16 protein-coding genes and 1 riboswitch are annotated in these 18,896 nt (G+C 71.2%); of the genes, 6 read left to right on the plus strand and 10 right to left on the minus strand.

The window, feature by feature from the left end:
• The coding region (locus AZE13_RS26255; RefSeq protein WP_066936993.1) for an aldehyde dehydrogenase family protein at nucleotides 1–1,182 on the minus strand (1,182 nt) is incomplete at its 3' end.
• A gap of 170 nt (nucleotides 1,183–1,352) precedes the next feature.
• On the opposite strand from AZE13_RS26255, the gene AZE13_RS26260 reads away from it, so the two are divergent.
• The 5 genes from AZE13_RS26260 (at nucleotide 1,353) to AZE13_RS26280 (ending at nucleotide 6,486) form a co-directional block, all read left to right on the plus strand.
• Nucleotides 1,353–1,847: an Lrp/AsnC family transcriptional regulator gene (locus AZE13_RS26260; protein ID WP_066936996.1), complete on the plus strand. Its 495-nt coding sequence runs from the start codon at nucleotides 1,353–1,355 to the stop codon at nucleotides 1,845–1,847.
• A gap of 3 nt (nucleotides 1,848–1,850) precedes the next feature.
• On the plus strand, nucleotides 1,851–3,215 hold the full coding sequence (locus tag AZE13_RS26265; protein WP_066936998.1) for an aspartate aminotransferase family protein: 1,365 nt from the start codon (nucleotides 1,851–1,853) through the stop codon (nucleotides 3,213–3,215).
• 245 nt (nucleotides 3,216–3,460) lie between these two features.
• Entirely contained in the window at nucleotides 3,461–4,201 is a 741-nt protein-coding gene (locus tag AZE13_RS26270) for an ABC transporter ATP-binding protein (protein WP_066937001.1), read from the plus strand.
• Nucleotides 4,183–5,352 carry a hypothetical protein gene (locus AZE13_RS26275; protein ID WP_066937004.1) on the plus strand — a complete coding sequence of 390 codons (1,170 nt, stop codon included), beginning with the start codon at nucleotides 4,183–4,185 and terminating at the stop codon, nucleotides 5,350–5,352. The genes AZE13_RS26270 and AZE13_RS26275 overlap by 19 nt, the downstream gene beginning before the upstream one ends.
• Nucleotides 5,353–5,517: 165 nt before the next feature.
• Nucleotides 5,518–6,486 (plus strand): hypothetical protein, encoded by a 969-nt coding sequence (locus tag AZE13_RS26280; RefSeq protein ID WP_079124389.1) that lies wholly within the window; start codon nucleotides 5,518–5,520, stop codon nucleotides 6,484–6,486.
• Between the two features lie 48 nt (nucleotides 6,487–6,534).
• Here AZE13_RS26280 and AZE13_RS26285 read toward each other — a convergent pair whose 3' ends face one another.
• The 9 genes from AZE13_RS26285 to rpsB all read right to left on the minus strand — a co-directional run bounded on the left by AZE13_RS26285 (nucleotide 6,535) and on the right by rpsB (nucleotide 16,632).
• On the minus strand, nucleotides 6,535–7,596 hold the full coding sequence (locus tag AZE13_RS26285) for an ABC transporter ATP-binding protein (RefSeq protein WP_066937007.1): 1,062 nt from the start codon (nucleotides 7,594–7,596) through the stop codon (nucleotides 6,535–6,537).
• On the minus strand, nucleotides 7,597–9,231 hold the full coding sequence (locus AZE13_RS26290; protein ID WP_066937009.1) for an ABC transporter permease: 1,635 nt from the start codon (nucleotides 9,229–9,231) through the stop codon (nucleotides 7,597–7,599).
• Between the two features lie 89 nt (nucleotides 9,232–9,320).
• Nucleotides 9,321–10,397: a thiamine ABC transporter substrate binding subunit gene (locus AZE13_RS26295; RefSeq protein WP_066937012.1), complete on the minus strand. Its 1,077-nt coding sequence runs from the start codon at nucleotides 10,395–10,397 to the stop codon at nucleotides 9,321–9,323.
• Nucleotides 10,398–10,505: 108 nt separating this feature from the next.
• A riboswitch (TPP riboswitch) is annotated at nucleotides 10,506–10,626 on the minus strand.
• Nucleotides 10,627–10,659: 33 nt separating this feature from the next.
• Nucleotides 10,660–11,772: a 23S rRNA (adenine(2503)-C(2))-methyltransferase RlmN gene (gene rlmN, locus AZE13_RS26300; RefSeq protein ID WP_066937015.1), complete on the minus strand. Its 1,113-nt coding sequence runs from the start codon at nucleotides 11,770–11,772 to the stop codon at nucleotides 10,660–10,662.
• A 235-nt stretch (nucleotides 11,773–12,007) separates the two neighbouring features.
• A complete protein-coding gene (locus tag AZE13_RS26305; protein WP_079124384.1) occupies nucleotides 12,008–13,171 on the minus strand; it encodes a phosphatidate cytidylyltransferase in 1,164 nt (387 codons plus the stop codon).
• A complete protein-coding gene (frr, locus tag AZE13_RS26310) occupies nucleotides 13,171–13,728 on the minus strand; it encodes a ribosome recycling factor (protein WP_066937189.1) in 558 nt (185 codons plus the stop codon). Before frr ends, AZE13_RS26305 begins: the two co-directional genes overlap by 1 nt.
• Nucleotides 13,729–13,901: 173 nt before the next feature.
• Nucleotides 13,902–14,669 (minus strand): UMP kinase, encoded by a 768-nt coding sequence (gene pyrH / locus AZE13_RS26315; RefSeq protein WP_066937022.1) that lies wholly within the window; start codon nucleotides 14,667–14,669, stop codon nucleotides 13,902–13,904.
• 162 nt (nucleotides 14,670–14,831) lie between these two features.
• Nucleotides 14,832–15,668: a translation elongation factor Ts gene (gene tsf, locus AZE13_RS26320; RefSeq protein ID WP_066937025.1), complete on the minus strand. Its 837-nt coding sequence runs from the start codon at nucleotides 15,666–15,668 to the stop codon at nucleotides 14,832–14,834.
• A 106-nt stretch (nucleotides 15,669–15,774) separates the two neighbouring features.
• Nucleotides 15,775–16,632, minus strand: a complete 858-nt coding sequence (rpsB, locus tag AZE13_RS26325; protein WP_066937028.1) for a 30S ribosomal protein S2 — start codon at nucleotides 16,630–16,632, stop codon at nucleotides 15,775–15,777.
• Nucleotides 16,633–17,945: 1,313 nt separating this feature from the next.
• Here rpsB and AZE13_RS34435 point away from each other — a divergent pair.
• The gene (locus AZE13_RS34435) at nucleotides 17,946–18,536 is read left to right on the plus strand and encodes a M23 family metallopeptidase (protein WP_258528007.1); all 591 of its coding nucleotides are present in this window, start codon (nucleotides 17,946–17,948) and stop codon (nucleotides 18,534–18,536) included.
• The last annotated feature ends 360 nt before the right edge of the window (nucleotides 18,537–18,896 follow it).

Below are 18,896 nucleotides of genomic sequence, written 5' to 3' on the forward strand. Positions count from 1 at the left end.
CACGGTGATGACGGGGCCGAAGACCTCGTGCTGGATGATGTCGTCGTCCTGCTTGAGGCCGGAGATGACGGTGGGGGCGAAGAAGTAGCCCTTCTCGCCGACCTGTTCGCCGCCCGCCTCGATCTTGGCGTGCGCGGGCAGCCGGTCGATGAAGCCCTTGACCTGCTGGAGCTGGTGGGCGTTGTTCAGCGGGCCGTAGAGGACGTCCTCGTCGTCGATCGCACCGGTCCGGGTCTCCGAGGCGGCCTTGGCGAGCGCGGCGACGAACTCGTCGTGGATGGACTCCTGGACGAGCACCCGGGTCGCGGCCGTACAGTCCTGGCCGGCGTTGAAGTACCCGGCGACGGAGATGTCCTCGACGGCCTTGGCGATGTCGGTGTCCTCGAAGACGACGACCGGAGCCTTGCCGCCCAGCTCCAGGTGGACCCGCTTGAGGTCCTTGGAGGCGGATTCGGCGACCTGCATGCCGGCGCGGACGGAACCCGTGATGGAGGCCATCGCCGGGATGTCGTGCTCGACCATGAGGCGGCCGGTGTCGCGGTCACCGCAGATGACGTTGAACACGCCGCGGGGGTGGCCGAACTCGTCCAGTACCCCGCCGATGATCTCGGCGATCAGCACCGTCGAGGCCGGGGTGGTGTCGGAGGGCTTGAGGACGACGGTGTTGCCCGCGGCCAGCGCCGGGGCGAACTTCCAGACGGCCATCATCATCGGGTAGTTCCACGGCGCGACCTGGGCGCAGACGCCGACCGGTTCGCGGCGGATGAGGGAGGTGAAGCCCTCCATGTACTCGCCGGCCGAGCGGCCCTCCAGCATCCGGGCGGCCCCCGCGAAGAAGCGGATCTGGTCCACCATCGGCGGGATCTCCTCGGAGCGTACGAGGGCGATCGGCTTGCCGCAGTTCTCGGACTCGGCGGCGATCAGTTCCTCGGCGCGCTCCTCGAAGCGGTCGGCGATCTTGAGCAGGACTTTCTGACGCTCGGCGGGGATGACGTCACGCCAGACGGGGAAGGCGGCCTCGGCGGCGGCCATCGCGGCGTCCACGTCGGCGGCGCCCGAGAGCGGGGCGGTGGCGTACGGCTCGCCGGTCGCGGGGTTGACCACCTCCGTGGTCCGGCCGTCGGCGGCGTCCCGGAACTCCCCGTCGATGTAGTTGCGCAGACGACGCAGTGCGGTGGTCACTGTGCGCCCCCTTCATTCAGATGTCCGGTGGTTTGTGGGTCCACCCTAGCCAGGGGCACCACGTTTTCGACATACCCGCCACTCACGAACAACGGAATCAGTGAATATTCGACCTCGACACAACTGATTTCATCGATTCGGGGTTGCGAGACCTACGAGGCTCGTGCACAGTGAAGGACGTGGCGCCTTCTCGAAACACACACGACAGAACCGGCACTCCGTCGATCGATTCCGTCTCCTTGGCGATCATCGAGCAGCTCCAGGAGGACGGGCGCCGCCCGTACGCCGCGATCGGCAAGGCCGTCGGCCTGTCCGAGGCGGCGGTGCGGCAGCGCGTACAGAAGCTGCTCGACCAAGGCGTCATGCAGATCGTCGCGGTCACCGACCCCCTCACGGTCGGTTTCCGCCGGCAGGCCATGGTCGGCATCAACGTCGAGGGCGACCTCGATCCCGTGGCCGACGCCCTGACGGGCATGGAGGAGGTCGAGTACGTCGTCATGACGGCCGGCTCCTTCGACCTCCTCATCGAGATCGTCTGCGAGGACGACGACCACCTGCTGGAAATGATCAACAAGCGGATCCGCACGCTGCCCGGCGTGCGGTCCACCGAGAGCTTCGTCTACCTCAAGCTCCGGAAGCAGACCTATACCTGGGGAACGAGATAGCACATGAGTGAGCGCGACCTCTCCGCAACGGCCTACGACCATCTGTGGATGCACTTCACCCGCATGTCGTCGTACGAGAACGCCCCCGTGCCCACGATCGTGCGCGGTGAGGGCACCCACATCTTCGACGACAAGGGCAAGCGCTACATCGACGGCCTGGCCGGCCTGTTCGTGGTCAACGCCGGCCACGGCCGGGTCGAGCTCGCCGAGACCGCCTTCAAGCAGGCGCAGGAACTGGCCTTCTTCCCCGTGTGGTCCTACGCGCACCCCCGGGCCGTGGAGCTGGCCGAGCGGCTGGCCCACCACGCCCCCGGTGACCTCAACAAGGTCTTCTTCACCACCGGTGGCGGTGAGGCCGTCGAGACCGCCTGGAAGCTGGCCAAGCAGTACTTCAAGCTCACCGGCAAGCCCACCAAGCACAAGGTCATATCCCGCGCGGTGGCCTACCACGGCACTCCTCAGGGCGCCCTGTCGATCACCGGCCTGCCCGCTCTGAAGGCCCCCTTCGAGCCGCTGGTCCCCGGCGCGCACAAGGTCCCCAACACCAACATCTACCGTGCCCCGATCCACGGTGACGATCCCGAGGCCTTCGGCCGCTGGGCGGCCGACCAGATCGAGCAGCAGATCCTCTTCGAGGGCCCGGAGACGGTGGCCGCGGTCTTCCTGGAGCCGGTGCAGAACGCCGGCGGCTGCTTCCCGCCGCCGCCCGGCTACTTCCAGCGGGTCCGCGAGATCTGTGACCGGTACGACGTGCTGCTCGTCTCCGACGAGGTCATCTGCGCCTTCGGCCGGCTGGGCACGATGTTCGCCTGCGACAAGTTCGGCTACGTGCCGGACATGATCACCTGCGCCAAGGGCATGACCTCGGGCTACTCCCCGATCGGCGCCTGCATCGTCTCGGACCGCCTGGCCGAGCCGTTCTACCGGGGCGACAACACCTTCCTGCACGGCTACACCTTCGGCGGCCACCCGGTCTCCGCGGCCGTCGGCCTCGCCAACCTCGACATCTTCGAGCGCGAGGGCCTCAACCAGCACGTCCTCGACAACGAGGGCAACTTCCTGAGCACCCTGCAGAAGCTGCACGACCTGCCGATCGTCGGCGACGTACGGGGCAACGGCTTCTTCTACGGCATCGAGCTCGTCAAGGACAAGGCCACCAAGGAGTCCTTCAACGAGGAGGAGACCGAGCGCGTCCTCTACGGCTTCCTCTCCCAGGCCCTGTTCGACAACGGTCTGTACTGCCGCGCCGACGACCGCGGCGACCCGGTCGTCCAGCTCGCCCCGCCGCTCATCGCCGACCAGCCGGTCTTCGACGAGATCGAGCAGATTCTGCGGACGGTCCTCACGGAGGCCTGGGCCAAGCTCTGACGGCCACCCCTCCGCCACCCGTCCTCCGGTGCCGGTTCGCTGCGCCGGCGCCCGGCTGACGCACCCCTCACCCCGGCGGCCCGGGTTCACTCACTTCAAGCCATACGAGTGAATCTGGGCCGTTGTGCTGCCAAGCGCCGAATACCGGGGGTCACCAGTCCTTACCGTGCTAGTGACCGATACCGTCCCCGGTCGTTCACCCGCCTGGGGGAACGAAACGATGCGAACAATCACGAGGTGCGCAGATGGTGGCCCCGCCTGACAACGACGTTCTCTGGGCTCGCGGCCTGCACCACACCTATGGCGGTACCACCGCCCTGGCAGGCGTCTCCCTCGGCGTCCGCGAGGGCGAGATCCTCGCCGTCACCGGCCCGCGCGGCAGCGGCAAGACGACGCTGCTGAGGTGTCTGTCGGGTCAGCTCGTCCCCACCGAGGGCGAGGTGTGGTTCAACAGCGCGCCCGTGCACACGCTCTCCTCCCCCAGCCGCGAACGGCTGCGCCTGGACCGGTTCGGCTGGATCGACACCGAACCCCACCTCGTGCCCGAACTCACCGTCTGGGAGAACGCCGCCCTGCCGCTGCTGCTGCGCGGCACCGGCAGCCGCCCCGCGAAACACACCGCCCTGGAGTGGCTCGACCGCCTCGACGTCGGTACGTGTGCCCGCCGCCGCCCCGGGCAGCTCGACCAGTCCCAGCGCCAGCGCGTCGCCATCGCCCGCGCGCTCGCCATCACCCCGCAGGTGCTGTTCGCGGACGAGCCGACCGCCCCGCTGCACCGCACCGACGGCACCCAGGTGCTGCGGACGCTCACCACCGCCGCCCGCTCGCACCAGATCACCGTGGTCCTGGCGACCCACGACCCGGAGGCCGCCACGCTCGCGGACCGGTCGGCCGGTCTCCTCGACGGCCGTCCGTCCACCGTCACCTCCGCCACCACCGGCTCCTCCGATGAGGAAAGCAGGGCAGAGTGCTCGCTCTCCGTCTAGCCCGCGGCTCTCACCCCCTTGTCCTGCTGCGCCGGCTCTGTGTCGCCGCGGCGGCGGCCGGTACCGGCTTCCTCCTGCTGTCCACCGTCGGGCACGCCGCCGGCCACCCGGCCGCGGCCGACGAATCGCTGGTGCGCCTCCTGTGGTGCGCCGCCCCGCTCGCCGCCACCGCACAGTTCGCGGTGTCCACGGCCCGTACGGACCCCGCCGCCCGGCCGCAGCGCGGGATGACCGCCGCCGGCCTGGGTCCCCTCCGGCTCACTCTGCTGGCCACCGCCTCCACCGCGCTGACCTGCCTGCTCGGCGCCCTCCTCGCCCTGGTCGTCTTCTTCCGCCTGCGCGGCGACCTCGGCGGCTCCACCGGCCCGTCCTTCGGTATCGGCGCCGGTCAGCTCGGCGCCGGCCATCCGTTGCCGCTCGCCGGCGCCCTGATGCTGCTCGCGCTCGTCCCGCTGACCGCCGCCGTCGCGACCGCCGTCTCCCTGCGCCCCCGCGACGAGGCCGGCTCCCCCGATGCCGAGCCCCTCCCCCGGACCGCGCCGCCCTCCGGCCTGCCGTGGGGCATCGCGGTGGCCGCGGCGGGCCTGGCGATCGAGGCCTACGCCGGTCCGGCCGCCGCATCCCACGACGGGCTGCTGCCGCTGCCGGGCCGGCTGGTCGGCAGCCCTCCGGGCGTGCTGGGCGGCTGGGCCCTGTCCGTCGCCGGCCTCGTCCTGGCCGGTGCCGGTCTGGTGCACCTGTGCGGCCGTCTCCTGTGCGCCGGGCGTCCCGGTGCGCTGCGCCTGCTCTCGGGACGGGTCCTCCAGGAGGAGTCGCACCGCCTGGGCCGTCCGCTGGGCGTCCTGTGCGCGGTCGCCGCCGCCGGCTACGCCGCCGCGAAGTTCTACGACGCCTCGCCCGCCCGTCCTTTCGGGCCGCTGACCGCCATCGGGGCGGCCGTCGTCCTCGCCTGTGTCACCGCCAGTGCGCTCACCGCGGCCGTCGAATCCCGCGCGGCCCGCGCCCACACCACCGCCGCGCTGCGCCGCCTGGGCGCGTCCGCCTCGGTGCTCCGCAGAGCCGCGGCGCTGCGGGTGCTGTCCCTGGTGGTCGTCATGGCTCCGCTGACGTGGACGGTGGCCGAGATGGCGACGCTTCCGCTGACGCGGTGAGACGCTTCCGCTGACGCGGTGAACCGAGCCGGAGGCTCCGACCCGGCGCTTTCTCACGGTCGTACGAGCTGTTTGCCCTTCTGAGGCAACTCCCGTCCCGAAATGAGCGTCTGCCAGGCCAGGTAATGAACAGGTAATGCTGGCAACGGGCGAACGGAGCTCTTGGTGATCATCGGCCTTCTGACAGCTGTGGCGGCCTCGGCCTGCTACGGCACAGGTTCGGTCCTGCAGGCGGTGGGGTCGCGCAAGTCCGCTCGCCGGGAGGCGGCCAAGGCTTCCACCACCGGTGTCACCCAGCACGGCGGCCCCAGCCTCTCCTCCACCGCGAAGGCCGCCGTGACCTGGGAGTTCATGGTGGGCACGGTGCTGGACTTCATAGGCTTCGGGCTGGGCGCGTGGGCGGCCCGGCTGCTGCCGCTGTTCCTCTCCCAGACCGTGATCAGCGCCAACCTCGTGATCACCGCCGTCCTCAGCATCAAGCTGCTCGGCATCCGGCTCAGCCGGGCGGAGTGGGGCTCCATCGCCGTGGTCTGCTCGGCGCTGGTGCTGCTCGCCACGGCCGCCGGGCCGGAGGGCGGCGGCCACACCCCGGACGCCACACACTGGTGGCTGCTCATCGCGTCCGTCGTGCTCATGGGAGGCGGCACGCTGATCGTGCGGCTCCTGGGGGCACGTGCCGCGATCCTGGCCGGTCTGCTCTCCGGTCTGGGCTTCGGCGCGATCGGTGTCGGGGTACGGATGCTGAACGGCGTGGCCCCGTTCGACCTGGGCACGCTGCTCGGTGACCCCGCCCTCTACGCGATTCTGGTGGCGGGCATCGGGGGCATGTACCTGCATACGGTCGCCCTGCAGATCGGTTCGGTGAACGGTGCCACGGCGGCGCTGGTCGTGGGCGAGACGGTGATCCCGGGCATCCTCGGCGTTCTGTGGCTCGGCGACTCGTCCCGGCCGGGCTTCGCCTGGGTCGCGGTGCTGGGCTTCGTGGTGGCCGTGGCCGGGGCCGTCGCGGTCGCCTGGTTCGGCGAACCGGAGCCGGGGCCGGAGGCGGCGGCGTCGCCCGGAGCGGCCGCGTCCGGCGGGGCGGGGGCGGAGGCCGCTCAGCCCCTCGCGGGCAGTCGCGCCGGCTCCTCGTAGGGACGGTCCGGCGCCGCGTAGGGACGGTCCGGCGCCGCGGGGATCCGGTCAGAGGCGCCCCAGCACCACGACGTCCTGTGCGGCGAAGGCGATGCCCGTCCGCGCCCCCACTTCCGGGGCGTCCCGCAGGGCGCAGGCCGCTTCCAGCTGCGGTCCGCGGTCCGGCTGGAGCAGCAGCGCGACATGGGTGCCGCGGAAGGTGCGGGCGGTGACCGTGGCGGGCAGGCCGCCGCCGGCGGGGGCGAGCCGTACCCCGGCCGGCCGGACGAGCAGGCGGCACGGCCCGTCCGGGGTGCCGGCCGGGACCGGTACGCGGCCCCAGGGGGTGGCGGCGGCCTCGCCCCGTACGGTCGCTTCGACGACATTGTCGAAGCCGAGGAAGCGGGCGACGAATTCGGTGGCCGGCCGTTGCCAGACCTCCAGCGGGGTGCCGGTCTGGGCGATCCGGCCGTCCTTCATCACGACGACCCGGTCGGCGAGCGCGAACGCCTCGCCCTGGTCGTGGGTGACGGCGAGGACGGTCGTGCCCAGTTCCCGGAAGAGCCGGCGGAGTTCGACGACGAGCCGTTCCCGCAGGCCGCGGTCGAGCTGGCCGAGCGGCTCGTCCAGCATCAGCAACCGGGGGCGGGGGGCGAGGGCCCGGGCCAGGGCGACCCGCTGCTGTTCACCGCCGGACAGGGAGGCCACGGCGCGGCGTTGGGCGCCCGGCAGCCCGACGAGGTCCAGCAGCTCGGCGACCGTACGGGCCTGTTCGGCGCGCGAGGAGCGCCGCATCCGCAGCCCGAAGGCGACATTGCCCGCGACGTCGCGCTGCGGGAAGAGCTGGTGGTCCTGGAACATCAGCCCGACGCCGCGCCGGTGTGCGGGCACCGCCGTCTGGTCCCGGCCCGCCAGCAGCACCCGTCCGGAATCGGCCGGTTGGAGGCCGGCCACCACCCGCAGCAGGGTGGACTTGCCGCTTCCGGACGGCCCCAGTACGCACACGATCTCCTGTGCGGCGACGTCCAGGTCCACCGCGTCGAGCGCGGGGCGCCCGGAGGGGCCGAAGCGGACGGTCACCCCGCCCAGCCGCAGCAGCTCCCGGCCCGTGGTGTCGGGCTGTGCCGTCATCTAGAACTCCCCGGAGTGACTGGTCCGGGCGCGCTCCAGGGCCAGCAGGGCACCGGCGCACACCACCATCAAGAGGGTCGACAGGGCCATCGCCTGCCCGTAGTTGAGCTCGCCGGCCCGCCCCAGCAGCCGTGCCACGGCCACGGGGAGCGTCGGGCGGTCGGGCCGGGCGAGGAAGACCGTCGCGCCGAACTCGCCGAGTGAGACGGCGAAGGCGAATCCGGCCGCGATCAGTACGGCCCGGCGGACGATCGGCAGATCCACCTCGCGCCACACCCGCCACGGCGAGGCGCCGAGGACGGCGGCGGCCTCGCGCAGCCGCCCGTCGACGGCCCGCAGGACCGGGAGCATCGTGCGGACCACGAACGGCACCCCCACCAGCGCCTGGGCGAGCGGGACCAGCCACCAGGAGGAGCGCAGGTCCAGCGGCGGCTCGTCGAGGGTGATCAGGAAGCCGAAGCCGACGGTGACCGCGGAGACGCCGAGGGGCAGCATCAGCAGGGCGTCGAAGCCGCGGACGAGCCGGCCGGCCGCTCCCCCGTCCCGGCGGGTGCGGACGGTCAGCGCGGCGGCGGCCAGTCCGCCCACCACCAGCGCGATGACGGTGGCGGCCGCCCCGTAGGCGAGGGAGTTCCACACGGCGTCCAGGGGGGCGACGGCGAAGGTGCTGTCGGCGGCCGCGGCGGAGCCCAGCGAGGTGTAGAAGACGGTTCCGTGGCCGTCCGGGCCGGCGAACGACCGTTCCACGAGCACGGCCAGCGGCACGATCAGCAGCAGGGCGACGACCAGGAGCGTCCCGCACAGCAGCGCCCACTGGCCGGGGCCGCGCGGCCGGTGCGCGGTGCGTGCGGCGTCGGCCAGCCGCAGGGTGGCTTCCCTGCGGCGCACGGTCCAGGCGTGCAGCGCCAGGACGGCCAGCACCGCCGCGAACTGGATCATGGTGAGGACCGCGGCGGTCGGCAGGTCCAGGAAGTCGGCGGTCTGCCGGTAGATCTCCACCTCCAGGGTGGAGAAGGCGGGGCCGCCGAGGATCTGCACCACCCCGAAGGAGGTGAAGGTGAAGAGGAAGACCATCAGGGCGGCGGCGGCGACGGCCGGTCCCAGGGCGGGCAGGGTCACCCGCCGCCAGGCCGCGAACCGTCCGGCGCCGAGCACCCGCGCGGCCTCTTCCTGCCGCGGGTCGAGCTGCGCCCACAGCCCGCCGACGGTGCGTACCACCACCGCGTAGTTGAAGAAGACGTGCGCGAGCAGGATCGCCCAGACCGAGGTGTCCAGGCGCACGCCCCACAGGTCGTCGAGGAGTCCGCCCCGGCCGGTCAGCGCCAGGAAGGCGGAGCCGACGACGACGGTCGGCAGCACGAACGGGACCGCCACGACCGCCCGCAGCAGCTGTTTGCCGGGGAAGTCGAAGCGTGCGAAGACGTACGCGCCGGGCAGGGCGATCAGCAGGGTCAGCGCGGTCGAGGCGGCGGCCTGCCAGACGGTGAACCACAGCACGTGCGCGACGTCCGGATCGCCGAGCACCGCCCCGAAGCGGCCGAGCTGCCACTGCCCGCCGTCCTTGAGTCCCCGCCCGACGATCGCGCCGACCGGGTAGCCGAAGAACAGCGCAAAGAACGCGAGCGGCACCGCCATCAGGCCGAGCCGGACGGCCGTGGCCCGCCTGGTCCCCCGGCGCCGGGCGGCGGCTGCTTCGGCTGCTTGGGTTGCCTCGGCTGCTTCGGTTACTTCAGTACGAGCGAGGACCACTGCTTGATCCACCGTTCACGGTTCTTGGTGATCGTCTCGGGGGCCAGGGTCATCGGCTTGTCGACCGTCGCGCCGTACCGGGTGAACAGCTCCGGCAGCTTGGCGTCCCGGCGTGCCGGGTTGACGAACATCTGCAGCGGCACGTCCTCCTGGAACCGCCGGCTCAGCAGGAAGTCCAGCAGTGCCTTGCCGCCCTTCTCGTTCTTCGCGCCCCGCAGGAGCCCGCCGAACTCGATCTGCCGGAAGCAGGTGCCGGTCGCGACTCCGGTGGGGGCCTCCTCGGGCGCGGGCTTCTTGCCGAGCACCTCGACGGGCGGGCTGGAGGCGTAGGACACCACCAGCGGCTTGTCGCCCTTGCCCCGGCCGGCGGCGGAGCCCGAGAACCGCTCGTTGTAGGCCTGTTCCCAGCCGTCGACCACCTCGACGCCGTTGGCCTTGAGCTTCTTCCAGTAGTCCGGCCAGTGGTCCTTGCCGTAAGCGGCGACGGTGGCGAGCTGGAAGGCGAGGCCCGGGGAGGAGGTCGCGGCGTTCTCGGTGACGAGCAGCCCCTTGTACTGCGGCTTGAGGAGATCGTCGAAGGTCTTCGGCGGCGCGAGGTGGTGCCGGGTGAAGTACGCGCGGTCGTAGTTGACGCAGGTGTCGCCGTAGTCGAGCGGGGTGACGCGGTGCCGGTCCTGGTCGAGCCGCAGCGCTTCGGGGACGTCGTCCAGGCCCTTGGCCTTGTACGGGGTGAACAGGCCGGCGTCCAGACCGCGGGAGAGGAGGGTGTTGTCGATGCCGAAGAGGACGTCGCCCTGCGGGTTGTCCTTGGTGAGGATCGCCTGGTTGACGGCCTTGCCGGCGTCGCCGCCCTTGAGGACCTTCACCTTGTAGCCGCTCTCCTTCTCGAAGGCGGCGAGGACGGACCGGGAGGCGTTGAACGAGTCATGGCTGACGAGGGTGACGGTCCTGGCGTCCGTGCTCTCCCCGCCGGTGCCGCCGCATGCGGCGAGTGCGGTCATTCCGACCGCGGCGGCGACGGCTGTCGCGGTGATCCTGCTGGTGGTGCTCACTGATTCCTCCTGGCTGGCCAGGAAGAGACGCGGCCCCGCCCGGTGTCCGCGGCTCGCGACGTCCGGGGACGTGTGGATACGGAGGGGACTCCGGGCAGGGCGCAACAGCATGAGTGACGACCGAACTTCCTACCCGGAATGACCCGGGCGAGGTTCAAGGGTCTGCGGGCACCGTAGGGCTACGACGCTTCCGCACTCTCAGCGCTGTGGCGCTCCCCTGTCGGAATGTGCGTTTGTTCGACCACACCGTACCAGCGGGTGCTCAGCGCTCCGAGGCGGCCAGCTGCCCGCAGGCGCCGTCGATCTCCTGACCGCGGGTGTCACGGACGGTCACCGGCACGCCGTGTGCCTCGATGGCCCGGACGAAGGCCCGCTCGTCCTCGGGGCGCGAGGCGGTCCACTTCGACCCCGGGGTGGGGTTCAGCGGGATGAGGTTCACATGGACGCGGTTGCCCTTGAGCAGCCGTCCCAGCAGGTCACCGCGCCAGGCCTGGTCGTTGATGTCCCGGATCAGGGCGTACTCGACCGAGATGCGCCGTCCGGACTTCTCCGCGTACTCCCAGGCCGCGTCCAGCACCTCGCGGACCTTCCAGCGGGTGTTGACGGGCACGAGGGTGTCGCGCAGTTCGTCGTCCGGTGCGTGCAGCGAGACCGCCAGCCGGCACTTGAGGCCCTCGTCCGCGAACCGCCGCATCGCCGGGACGAGGCCGACCGTGGAGACCGTGATGCCGCGCTGGGACAGTCCCAGTCCGTCCGGCTCGGGGTCGGTCAGCCGCCGGATCGCGCCGACGACCCTGTTGTAGTTGGCCAGCGGCTCGCCCATCCCCATGAAGACGATGTTGGACAGCCGTGCCGGTCCGCCGGGCACCTCGCCGTCGCGCAGCGCGCGCATCCCGTCGACGATCTGGTGCACGATCTCCGCGGTGGACAGGTTGCGGTCCAGCCCCGCCTGCCCGGTGGCGCAGAACGGGCAGTTCATACCGCAGCCGGCCTGCGAGGAGATGCACATGGTGACCCGGTCCGGGTAGCGCATCAGCACCGACTCGACGAGCGTGCCGTCGTGCAGCTTCCACAGGGTCTTGCGGGTGGTGTCGTCGTCGCACGAGATGTGCCGTACGACGCTCATCAGTTCCGGCAGCAGTTCGCTCGCCAGCTTCTCGCGCGCCGCCGCCGGGATGTCGGTCCACTGCGCCGGGTCGTGTGCGTAACGGGCGAAGTAGTGCTGCGACAGCTGTTTGGCGCGGAACGGCTTCTCGCCGATCGCGGCCACCGCCTCGCGGCGTTCTGCGGGGCTGAGGTCGGCGAGGTGCCGAGGGGGCTTCTTGGCGCCGCGCGGGGCGACGAACGTCAGCACACCGGGCTCGGGCGGTGCCATGGGCGGAACTCCTCGTTGCGACGGGGGCGGGTGATCTCCGCTGTCGCGGAGCCGGGGGCGGGGCGATCCCGGAACCCGGAGATCTCGCAGGTCAGGGCCGTCCGCGCGGTGGCGGGGCCGGAAAAGGGCCCGCTGCCGATGGCGACGGGCCCTTCCAGGGTACCTGGGGCCGTCCGGCCGGCCCCCACGCTGTGTCCGGTGCGCGGCTCGCCGCCGCGCGGTGCCGTGGCCTCCGTCAGCCGGACCCCACGAACACCACGAACAGCAGCCACACCACGGGGGCGGTCGGCAGCAGGGAGTCCAGCCGGTCCATGATCCCGCCATGGCCCGGGAGGAGGGTGCCCATGTCCTTGATGCCCAGATCCCGCTTGATCATGGATTCGCCGAGGTCGCCGAGGGTGGCGCTGATCGCGACCGCGAGGCCGAGCAGCAGGCCCTGCCACCACGCGCCGTCGGTGATCAGGAACTCCATGCACGGCGCGCCGACGGCCATCGCGAAGAGGACCGCGCCGACGAGCCCCTCGCGGGTCTTGCCGGGGCTGATCCGCGGTGCGAGCTTGTGCTTGCCGAACCGCCAGCCGACCGCGTACGCGCCGGTGTCGCTGACGACCGTCAACAGCAGGAACATGAACACCCGCCACGGCCCGTCGCCGGCGGCCAGCATCATCGCCACGAAGGTCGCCAGGAACGGCACGTAGAACGCCGAGAAGACGCCGGCGGTGACGTCCCGCAGGTAGTTCTGCGGGGCCTCGGTCATCCGCCACACCAGGACGGCGAGTGCGGTGAGCGCCATCGCCACCCAGGCGCCCTCGGCGCCGCGTACGTACCCGGCGATCACCATGGCGGTGCCGCCGACCGCGAGCGGCACCAGCGGCACCTGGATGTCCTTGCACTCCGTCAGCCGCGAGGTCAGCTCCCACAGCCCGACGACGACGGCGATCACGATCACGCCGATGAAGACGGGCTTGTAGACGAAGAGCGACGCGAGGATGACCGCGCCGAGCCCGACACCGACCCCTATCGCGGCCCGCAGATTGCGGCCCGCGCTCTTCTTCTGGGGCTTCGCTGCGTCCGCCGGTCGGTCGGACCCGGGGATAGAGGGGGGCATGGGCTCCTGCGGCTCTTCATCGCGGAACAGGGGGCCGCTCCGTCGAGCAGCCCCCCGGTCGTCCGGGTGATCCCGGTCATCCCGGTTGTCCCGATGTTCCCGGTCGTCGTCCTGGTGTCCGCCCGGCTCGGGCACGATGGGCATGGGCCGAGTCTGCGCCGCACCGCCCCAGTCGTGCACGGGACCCGCCGAGGCGGGCGGCGCCACCCCGCGAAGCGAGGAGGCCGGTCCGTGGTCGGGCGGTCCCCACCGCCCGGCGCCGGGCGAGGCCCCCCAGGATGACTTGTTCATCAGACCTCGAGGAGCTCGGATTCCTTGTGCTTGAGCAGCTCGTCGACCTGCGCGACGTACTTCGCGGTGGTGTCGTCGAGCTCCTTCTCGGCGCGGCGGACCTCGTCCTCGCCGCTCTCCTTGTCCTTGACGAGCTTGTCGAGGGCGTCCTTGGCCTTGCGCCGTACGCTGCGGATCGAGACCTTGGAGTCCTCGGCCTTGTTCTTGGCGACCTTGATGAACTCCCGGCGGCGCTCCTCGGTCAGCTCGGGGAACGTCACCCGGATGATGTGGCCGTCGTTGCTCGGGTTGACGCCGAGGTCGGAGTCGCGGATCGCCTGCTCGATGTTGCGCAGGGCGCTCTTGTCGAACGGGGTCACCACGGCCATCCGCGGTTCGGGCACCGAGAACGACGCCAGCTGGTTGATCGGCGTCATCGCGCCGTAGTAGTCCGCCACGATCTTGTTGAACATCGCCGGGTGCGCACGTCCGGTGCGAATCGCGGCGAAGTCCTCCTTGGCGACCACGACGGCCTTCTCCATCTTCTCCTCGGCCTCGAGGAGGATCTCTTCGATCACCACTTGCTCCTGGTCTTTTCGGTAAGAAGCAGAGCCTCGCCCCTGCCGCGCGTGTACCTGCACGGTGTCCGACCGGCAGGCCGTTGTCCATCCCCGTACCGAGGTCATCCCCCGGCCGGGGGTTGCCGCCCGTGCGGGCCGACGCCCGTACGGAATCACGGCAGTTGGGGCCGTCAGGCCCGGGTGCTCTGATCGCTGACGAGCGTGCCGATCTTCTCACCCTTCACCGCACGCGCGATGTTGCCCTCGGCGAGCAGTTCGAAGACGAGGATCGGGAGCTTGTTGTCCCGGCACAGGGTGATGGCGGTGGCATCGGCGACCTTCAGGTCGCGGGTGATGACCTCGCCGTACTCGAGGGCGTCGAACTTGACCGCGTCCGGGTTCTTCTTGGGGTCGGAGTCGTAGACCCCGTCCACACCGTTCTTGCCCATCAGCATGGCCTCGGCGTCGATCTCCAGGGCGCGCTGGGCGGCGGTGGTGTCGGTGGAGAAGTACGGCATGCCCATACCGGCGCCGAAGATGACGACCCGGCCCTTCTCCAGGTGGCGCACCGCACGCAGCGGAATGTACGGTTCCGCGACCTGTCCCATGGTGATCGCCGTCTGGACGCGGGAGTCGATGCCCTCCTTCTCCAGGAAGTCCTGGAGGGCCAGACAGTTCATGACCGTGCCGAGCATGCCCATGTAGTCGGACCGGGCCCGGTCCATGCCGCGCTGCTGGAGCTCGGCGCCGCGGAAGAAGTTGCCGCCGCCGATCACGATGGCGATCTCGTAGCCGTCGCGCACCACGGCGGCGATCTCCCGGGCCATCGCGTGCACGACGTCGGGGTCGACACCCAGTCCGCCGCCGCCGGCGAACGCCTCGCCCGACAGCTTCAGCAGAAAGCGCCGACCGCCGCCGGTACCGGCATGGTCTGTGTGCGCGTCGTCACCGTGATTCATTGAGCTCTCCTCGTGCACATACGAAGAAGGCCATTGCCGTGGGTCTGGTCCAGATCCCTGTGCGGCAATGGCCTCCTCGTCACATCTGCGGCCGGCCGTTGAGCGGCCGACTGCGTACGACCCTAGCGGGGCCGTAGGTCATTCGCTGCCTTCGCGGCAGGCTCAGGCGCCGACGCGGATGCGCGAGAAGCGCTTCAGCGTGACACCGGCTTCGTCCAGAACCTTCTGGACGGTCTTCTTGTTGTCCTTGGCGAACGGCTGCGCCAGCAGCGTGTTCTCCTTGAGGAAGCCGTTGACCCGGCCCTCGATGATCTTCGGAAGGGCGGCCTCGGGCTTGCCCTCCTCCTTGGCGGTGGCCTCGGCGACCCGGCGCTCGTTCTCGATGACGTCGGCCGGGATCTCGTCCTTGGACAGGAACTTCGGACCGAACGCGGCGATGTGCTGCGCGATGTCCTTGGCGACCTCGGCGTTCTCCTTGTCCAGCTCGACCAGGACGCCGACCTGCGGCGGGAGGTCGGGCATGGTGCGGTGCATGTACGCCGCGACGAAACCGTCGGCGAACTGCGCGAAGCGGTTCAGGACGATCTTCTCGCCGAGGGTGGCGTTGGCCTCGTCCACGTACGCCTGGACGGTCTTGCCGGCCTCGATCTCGGAGCCGAGCAGCGCCTCCAGGTCGGCGGGGCGGGTCGCGGCGACGTGCGCGGCCAGCGTGTTGGCGACGGCCTGGAACTTCTCGCCCTTGGCGACGAAGTCCGTCTCGCACTTCAGCTCGACGAGCACGCCGGCGGAGTTGTCGTCGGCGATGACGGAGACGACGGCGCCGTTCTCGGCCGTACGGCTCTCGCGCTTGGCGACGCCCTTCTGGCCCTTGATGCGCAGCAGCTCGACGGCCTTCTCGACGTTGCCCTCGGCCTCGTCCAGCGCCTTCTTGCAGTCCAGCATGCCGGCGCCGGTGAGCTCGCGGAGCTTCTTGACGTCAGCGGCGGTGTAGTTCGCCATGGTCTGTGCTTCTCTTCCCGAATTCTCGAAGTCGAAAGATCTACGGGTGGACGGCGGGGGTGGCGCTCGTCGCGCCCTCCCCCGCCGTCGTCAACCGGTCCTGAGGTCAGGCCTGCTCGGAGTCCGCCGGCTTCTCGGCCTCGGCGGGCTTCTCCTCGGCCTTGGGGGCCTCGGCGTCGGCCTTCTTCTCGCCCTCGAGCAGGTCACGCTCCCACTCGGCCAGCGGCTCGGCGGCGGCCTTGTCGCCGGGCTTCTGGTCGCCGGTGGCGACACCGGAGCGGGCGATGAGGCCCTCGGCGACGGCGTCGGCGATCACGCGGGTGAGCAGGGTGACGGAGCGGATCGCGTCGTCGTTGCCCGGGATCTTGTAGTCGACCTCGTCCGGGTCGCAGTTGGTGTCGAGGATCGCGACGACCGGGATGTTGAGCTTGCGCGCCTCACCGACGGCAATGTGCTCCTTCTTGGTGTCCACGATCCAGACGGCGCTGGGCACCTTCTGCATCTCGCGGATACCGCCCAGGGTCTTCTCCAGCTTGGCCTTCTCGCGGGAGAGGACCAGGAGCTCCTTCTTGGTGAGGCCGGAGGCGGCCACATCCTCGAAGTCGATCTGCTCGAGCTCCTTCAGGCGCTGCAGGCGCTTGTAGACGGTCGAGAAGTTGGTCAGCATGCCGCCGAGCCAGCGCTGGTTCACGTAGGGCATGCCCACGCGGGTGGCCTGCTCGGCGATGGCCTCCTGGGCCTGCTTCTTCGTGCCGACGAACATGACCGAGCCGCCGTGGGCGACGGTCTCCTTGACGAACTCGTAGGCGCGGTCGATGTACGACAGCGACTGGAGGAGGTCGATGATGTAGATGCCGTTGCGCTCCGTGAAGATGAAGCGCTTCATCTTCGGGTTCCAGCGGCGGGTCTGGTGCCCGAAGTGGACGCCGCTCTCCAGCAGCTCCCGCATCGTGACGACGGCCATGGCCGTACTCCTTGTTGTTCTCGGTTCCACTGCGGCCGGCCGGCCGCGGTGCCTGACGCCCCGACGCGCCTGCCGGGGATGACACCTTGCGGAGCCGTCCGAGGACCGAGGGGCGCGGCCGTCGTGCTGCCCGAACGGGACTGCTGCACTGACGGCGGGGCGTGCGAAGTCGACCCGGTGACCCGGATCGCCATCAGAAGTGTACGGGACTGCCGATGCACCGGGCGACACGCACCATTTCGAGCCCCGGGAGAGTGAGCCCGGCCCCCCGGCAGGGTGACGCCGTTGTCCACAACCGCCCGCTTGTCCACAGCTTCGGACCAAGATCCCCGCGCCGCGGAGCATTCCGCCACTGTCGAGCCATGCGAAACCACACACGACACCCACCCCGGCCCGCCGCGGCCCGGCACACGGCCACGCATGGCACGGCCCCGGGACGAGGCCCCGGCATGCGGCAGGACACGCGATGTGGAGTGCCACACGCGGTCGTGACCACGACTGCGACTGCGATCACGTCCGGCCTCCGCGGCAGGACACCGCCAGGCACGGATCAGGCCCAGGAACACCGACGCCGCCATCCCCGCCACCGGCGCCGCCCCTGGCGCCGGCCACCCACGCCGTTGCCCCCACCTCCACCTCCACCTCCGCATACGGAGCCGGGCGCCTACGGACCGAGCTGCTTCTTCCCCGCCGACGCGCTGGGCACCCTGCTGCCCCCGGCCCTGGCAGCGCTGCTCGCCTTGGCCGCGGCGGCCCTGGTCCCCCCGGCCATGAGCCCCGCCGCAGCGGGACAGTCGACATGGCTGTCGACGACTCACGCCAGGAACCGCAGCGATCACGCGCGGGGCGGCAGTGGCCACCTCAGCGACCACCTCACGCATGCCGGAGTTCGCCTCGCGGACGACGGCGGGACGCACCTCGCAGACGGTGGCGAGCACTTCGCAAGGAGCAGTGCGCACCTCGTGGGCAGTAGTGCACGCCTCCTGGGCAGTGGCGTGCACCTCATGGGCGATGAGCACCCTGCGGGTGACGGCGATCACCGAACGGGAACGGGAGCCGCGGGCGTGACGGACCACCATCGGCCCGCCGGCGGATATCAGGCTCCGGGCGCGGCTCGGCCCGCGCCGGCCGGACGCGCCGGCAGCGCGGCACCCGCCGCCCCACCCACCGGCCCACCCGCCGAGGACCGGGCCTGGCCGGTAACGGGGCCCGCAGGAATACGGCCCACGGTGTTACGGGGCTGGCAGCCACCGCCGGCACCATGGGCGGCCGGGCACCGCGGCGTGGACCTGGCCTCGTCACCCGGTGCGCCGGTGCGGGCCGCCGCGCCCGGCCGGGTGGCCTATGCCGGGACCGTCGCGGGCCGCGGCGTCCTGACCCTCGAGGTGTCCCGCTCAGGGCGCCCGCCCCTCCGCACGACGTACGAACCCGTACGTGCCGCGGTCCGCGAAGGCCAGCGCGTCACTGCGGGCCAGCAGGTCGCCACCTTGCAGCGCGGCCCGTTCCACTGCCGCGCACCGTGCCTCCACTGGGGCCTGCGCCGCGGCAGGGCCTACCTGGATCCGCTGACGCTGCTCCCCCAGAGCATGCGCGGCGGCGGCCCCTCACGGCTGCTGCCGGTCTTCGGTCTTCCGGTACCGACGGGCGGCCGCCCGGCTCCCGGGCACCAGCACACAAGGGCAGCAGCACAGGAGTCCCGGGCAACGCCGATGGCAGCCGCCCTCACCGGGGCGGTCGCGCTCACAGCCGCTGCGGTGTGGGCGGTCGGGCGGCTCTCAGCTGGCCGGCCGGAGAGCAGTACCGGGCGCGCGTCGGGGTGGCTGCGGCGCGGACCGGGACAGCGTCGATTCGGCGCAGACGGAGGCAGCCGGAACTCACGAGGCGGTGGTCATCACAAGCGGTAGTGGCCCGGGAAACAGTGCCTCGGCGAGACAGCAGGGCATGCGGGCATGGGCGGCACGCCGGGGCCAGGCAGCACCCGAACCGGGCCAGGAGATCACGGGTGCGCGCAACACGAGGTGGCCGTTCACGGAAGAGCCATTCATGGGATGGCGGGTTCCTCATGGCAAGAGCCAAGGGACCAGGCCACCCCGGGCCAGAACGCCGCCGACGGCCGTAGCAGTGGCGCCCCTGCGCACCGTCGGACCGAGCGGCCCCGCGCACGCCCCGGCAACGCTGCGGGCTGCGGGCTGCGGGCTGCGGGCTGCGGGCTGCGGGCTGCGGGCTGCGGGCTGCGGGCTGCGGGCTGCGGGCTGCGGGCTGCG

Source organism: Streptomyces sp. NBRC 110611 (genome assembly GCF_001590865.1).
Classification (GTDB): Bacteria; Actinomycetota; Actinomycetes; order Streptomycetales; family Streptomycetaceae; genus Streptomyces.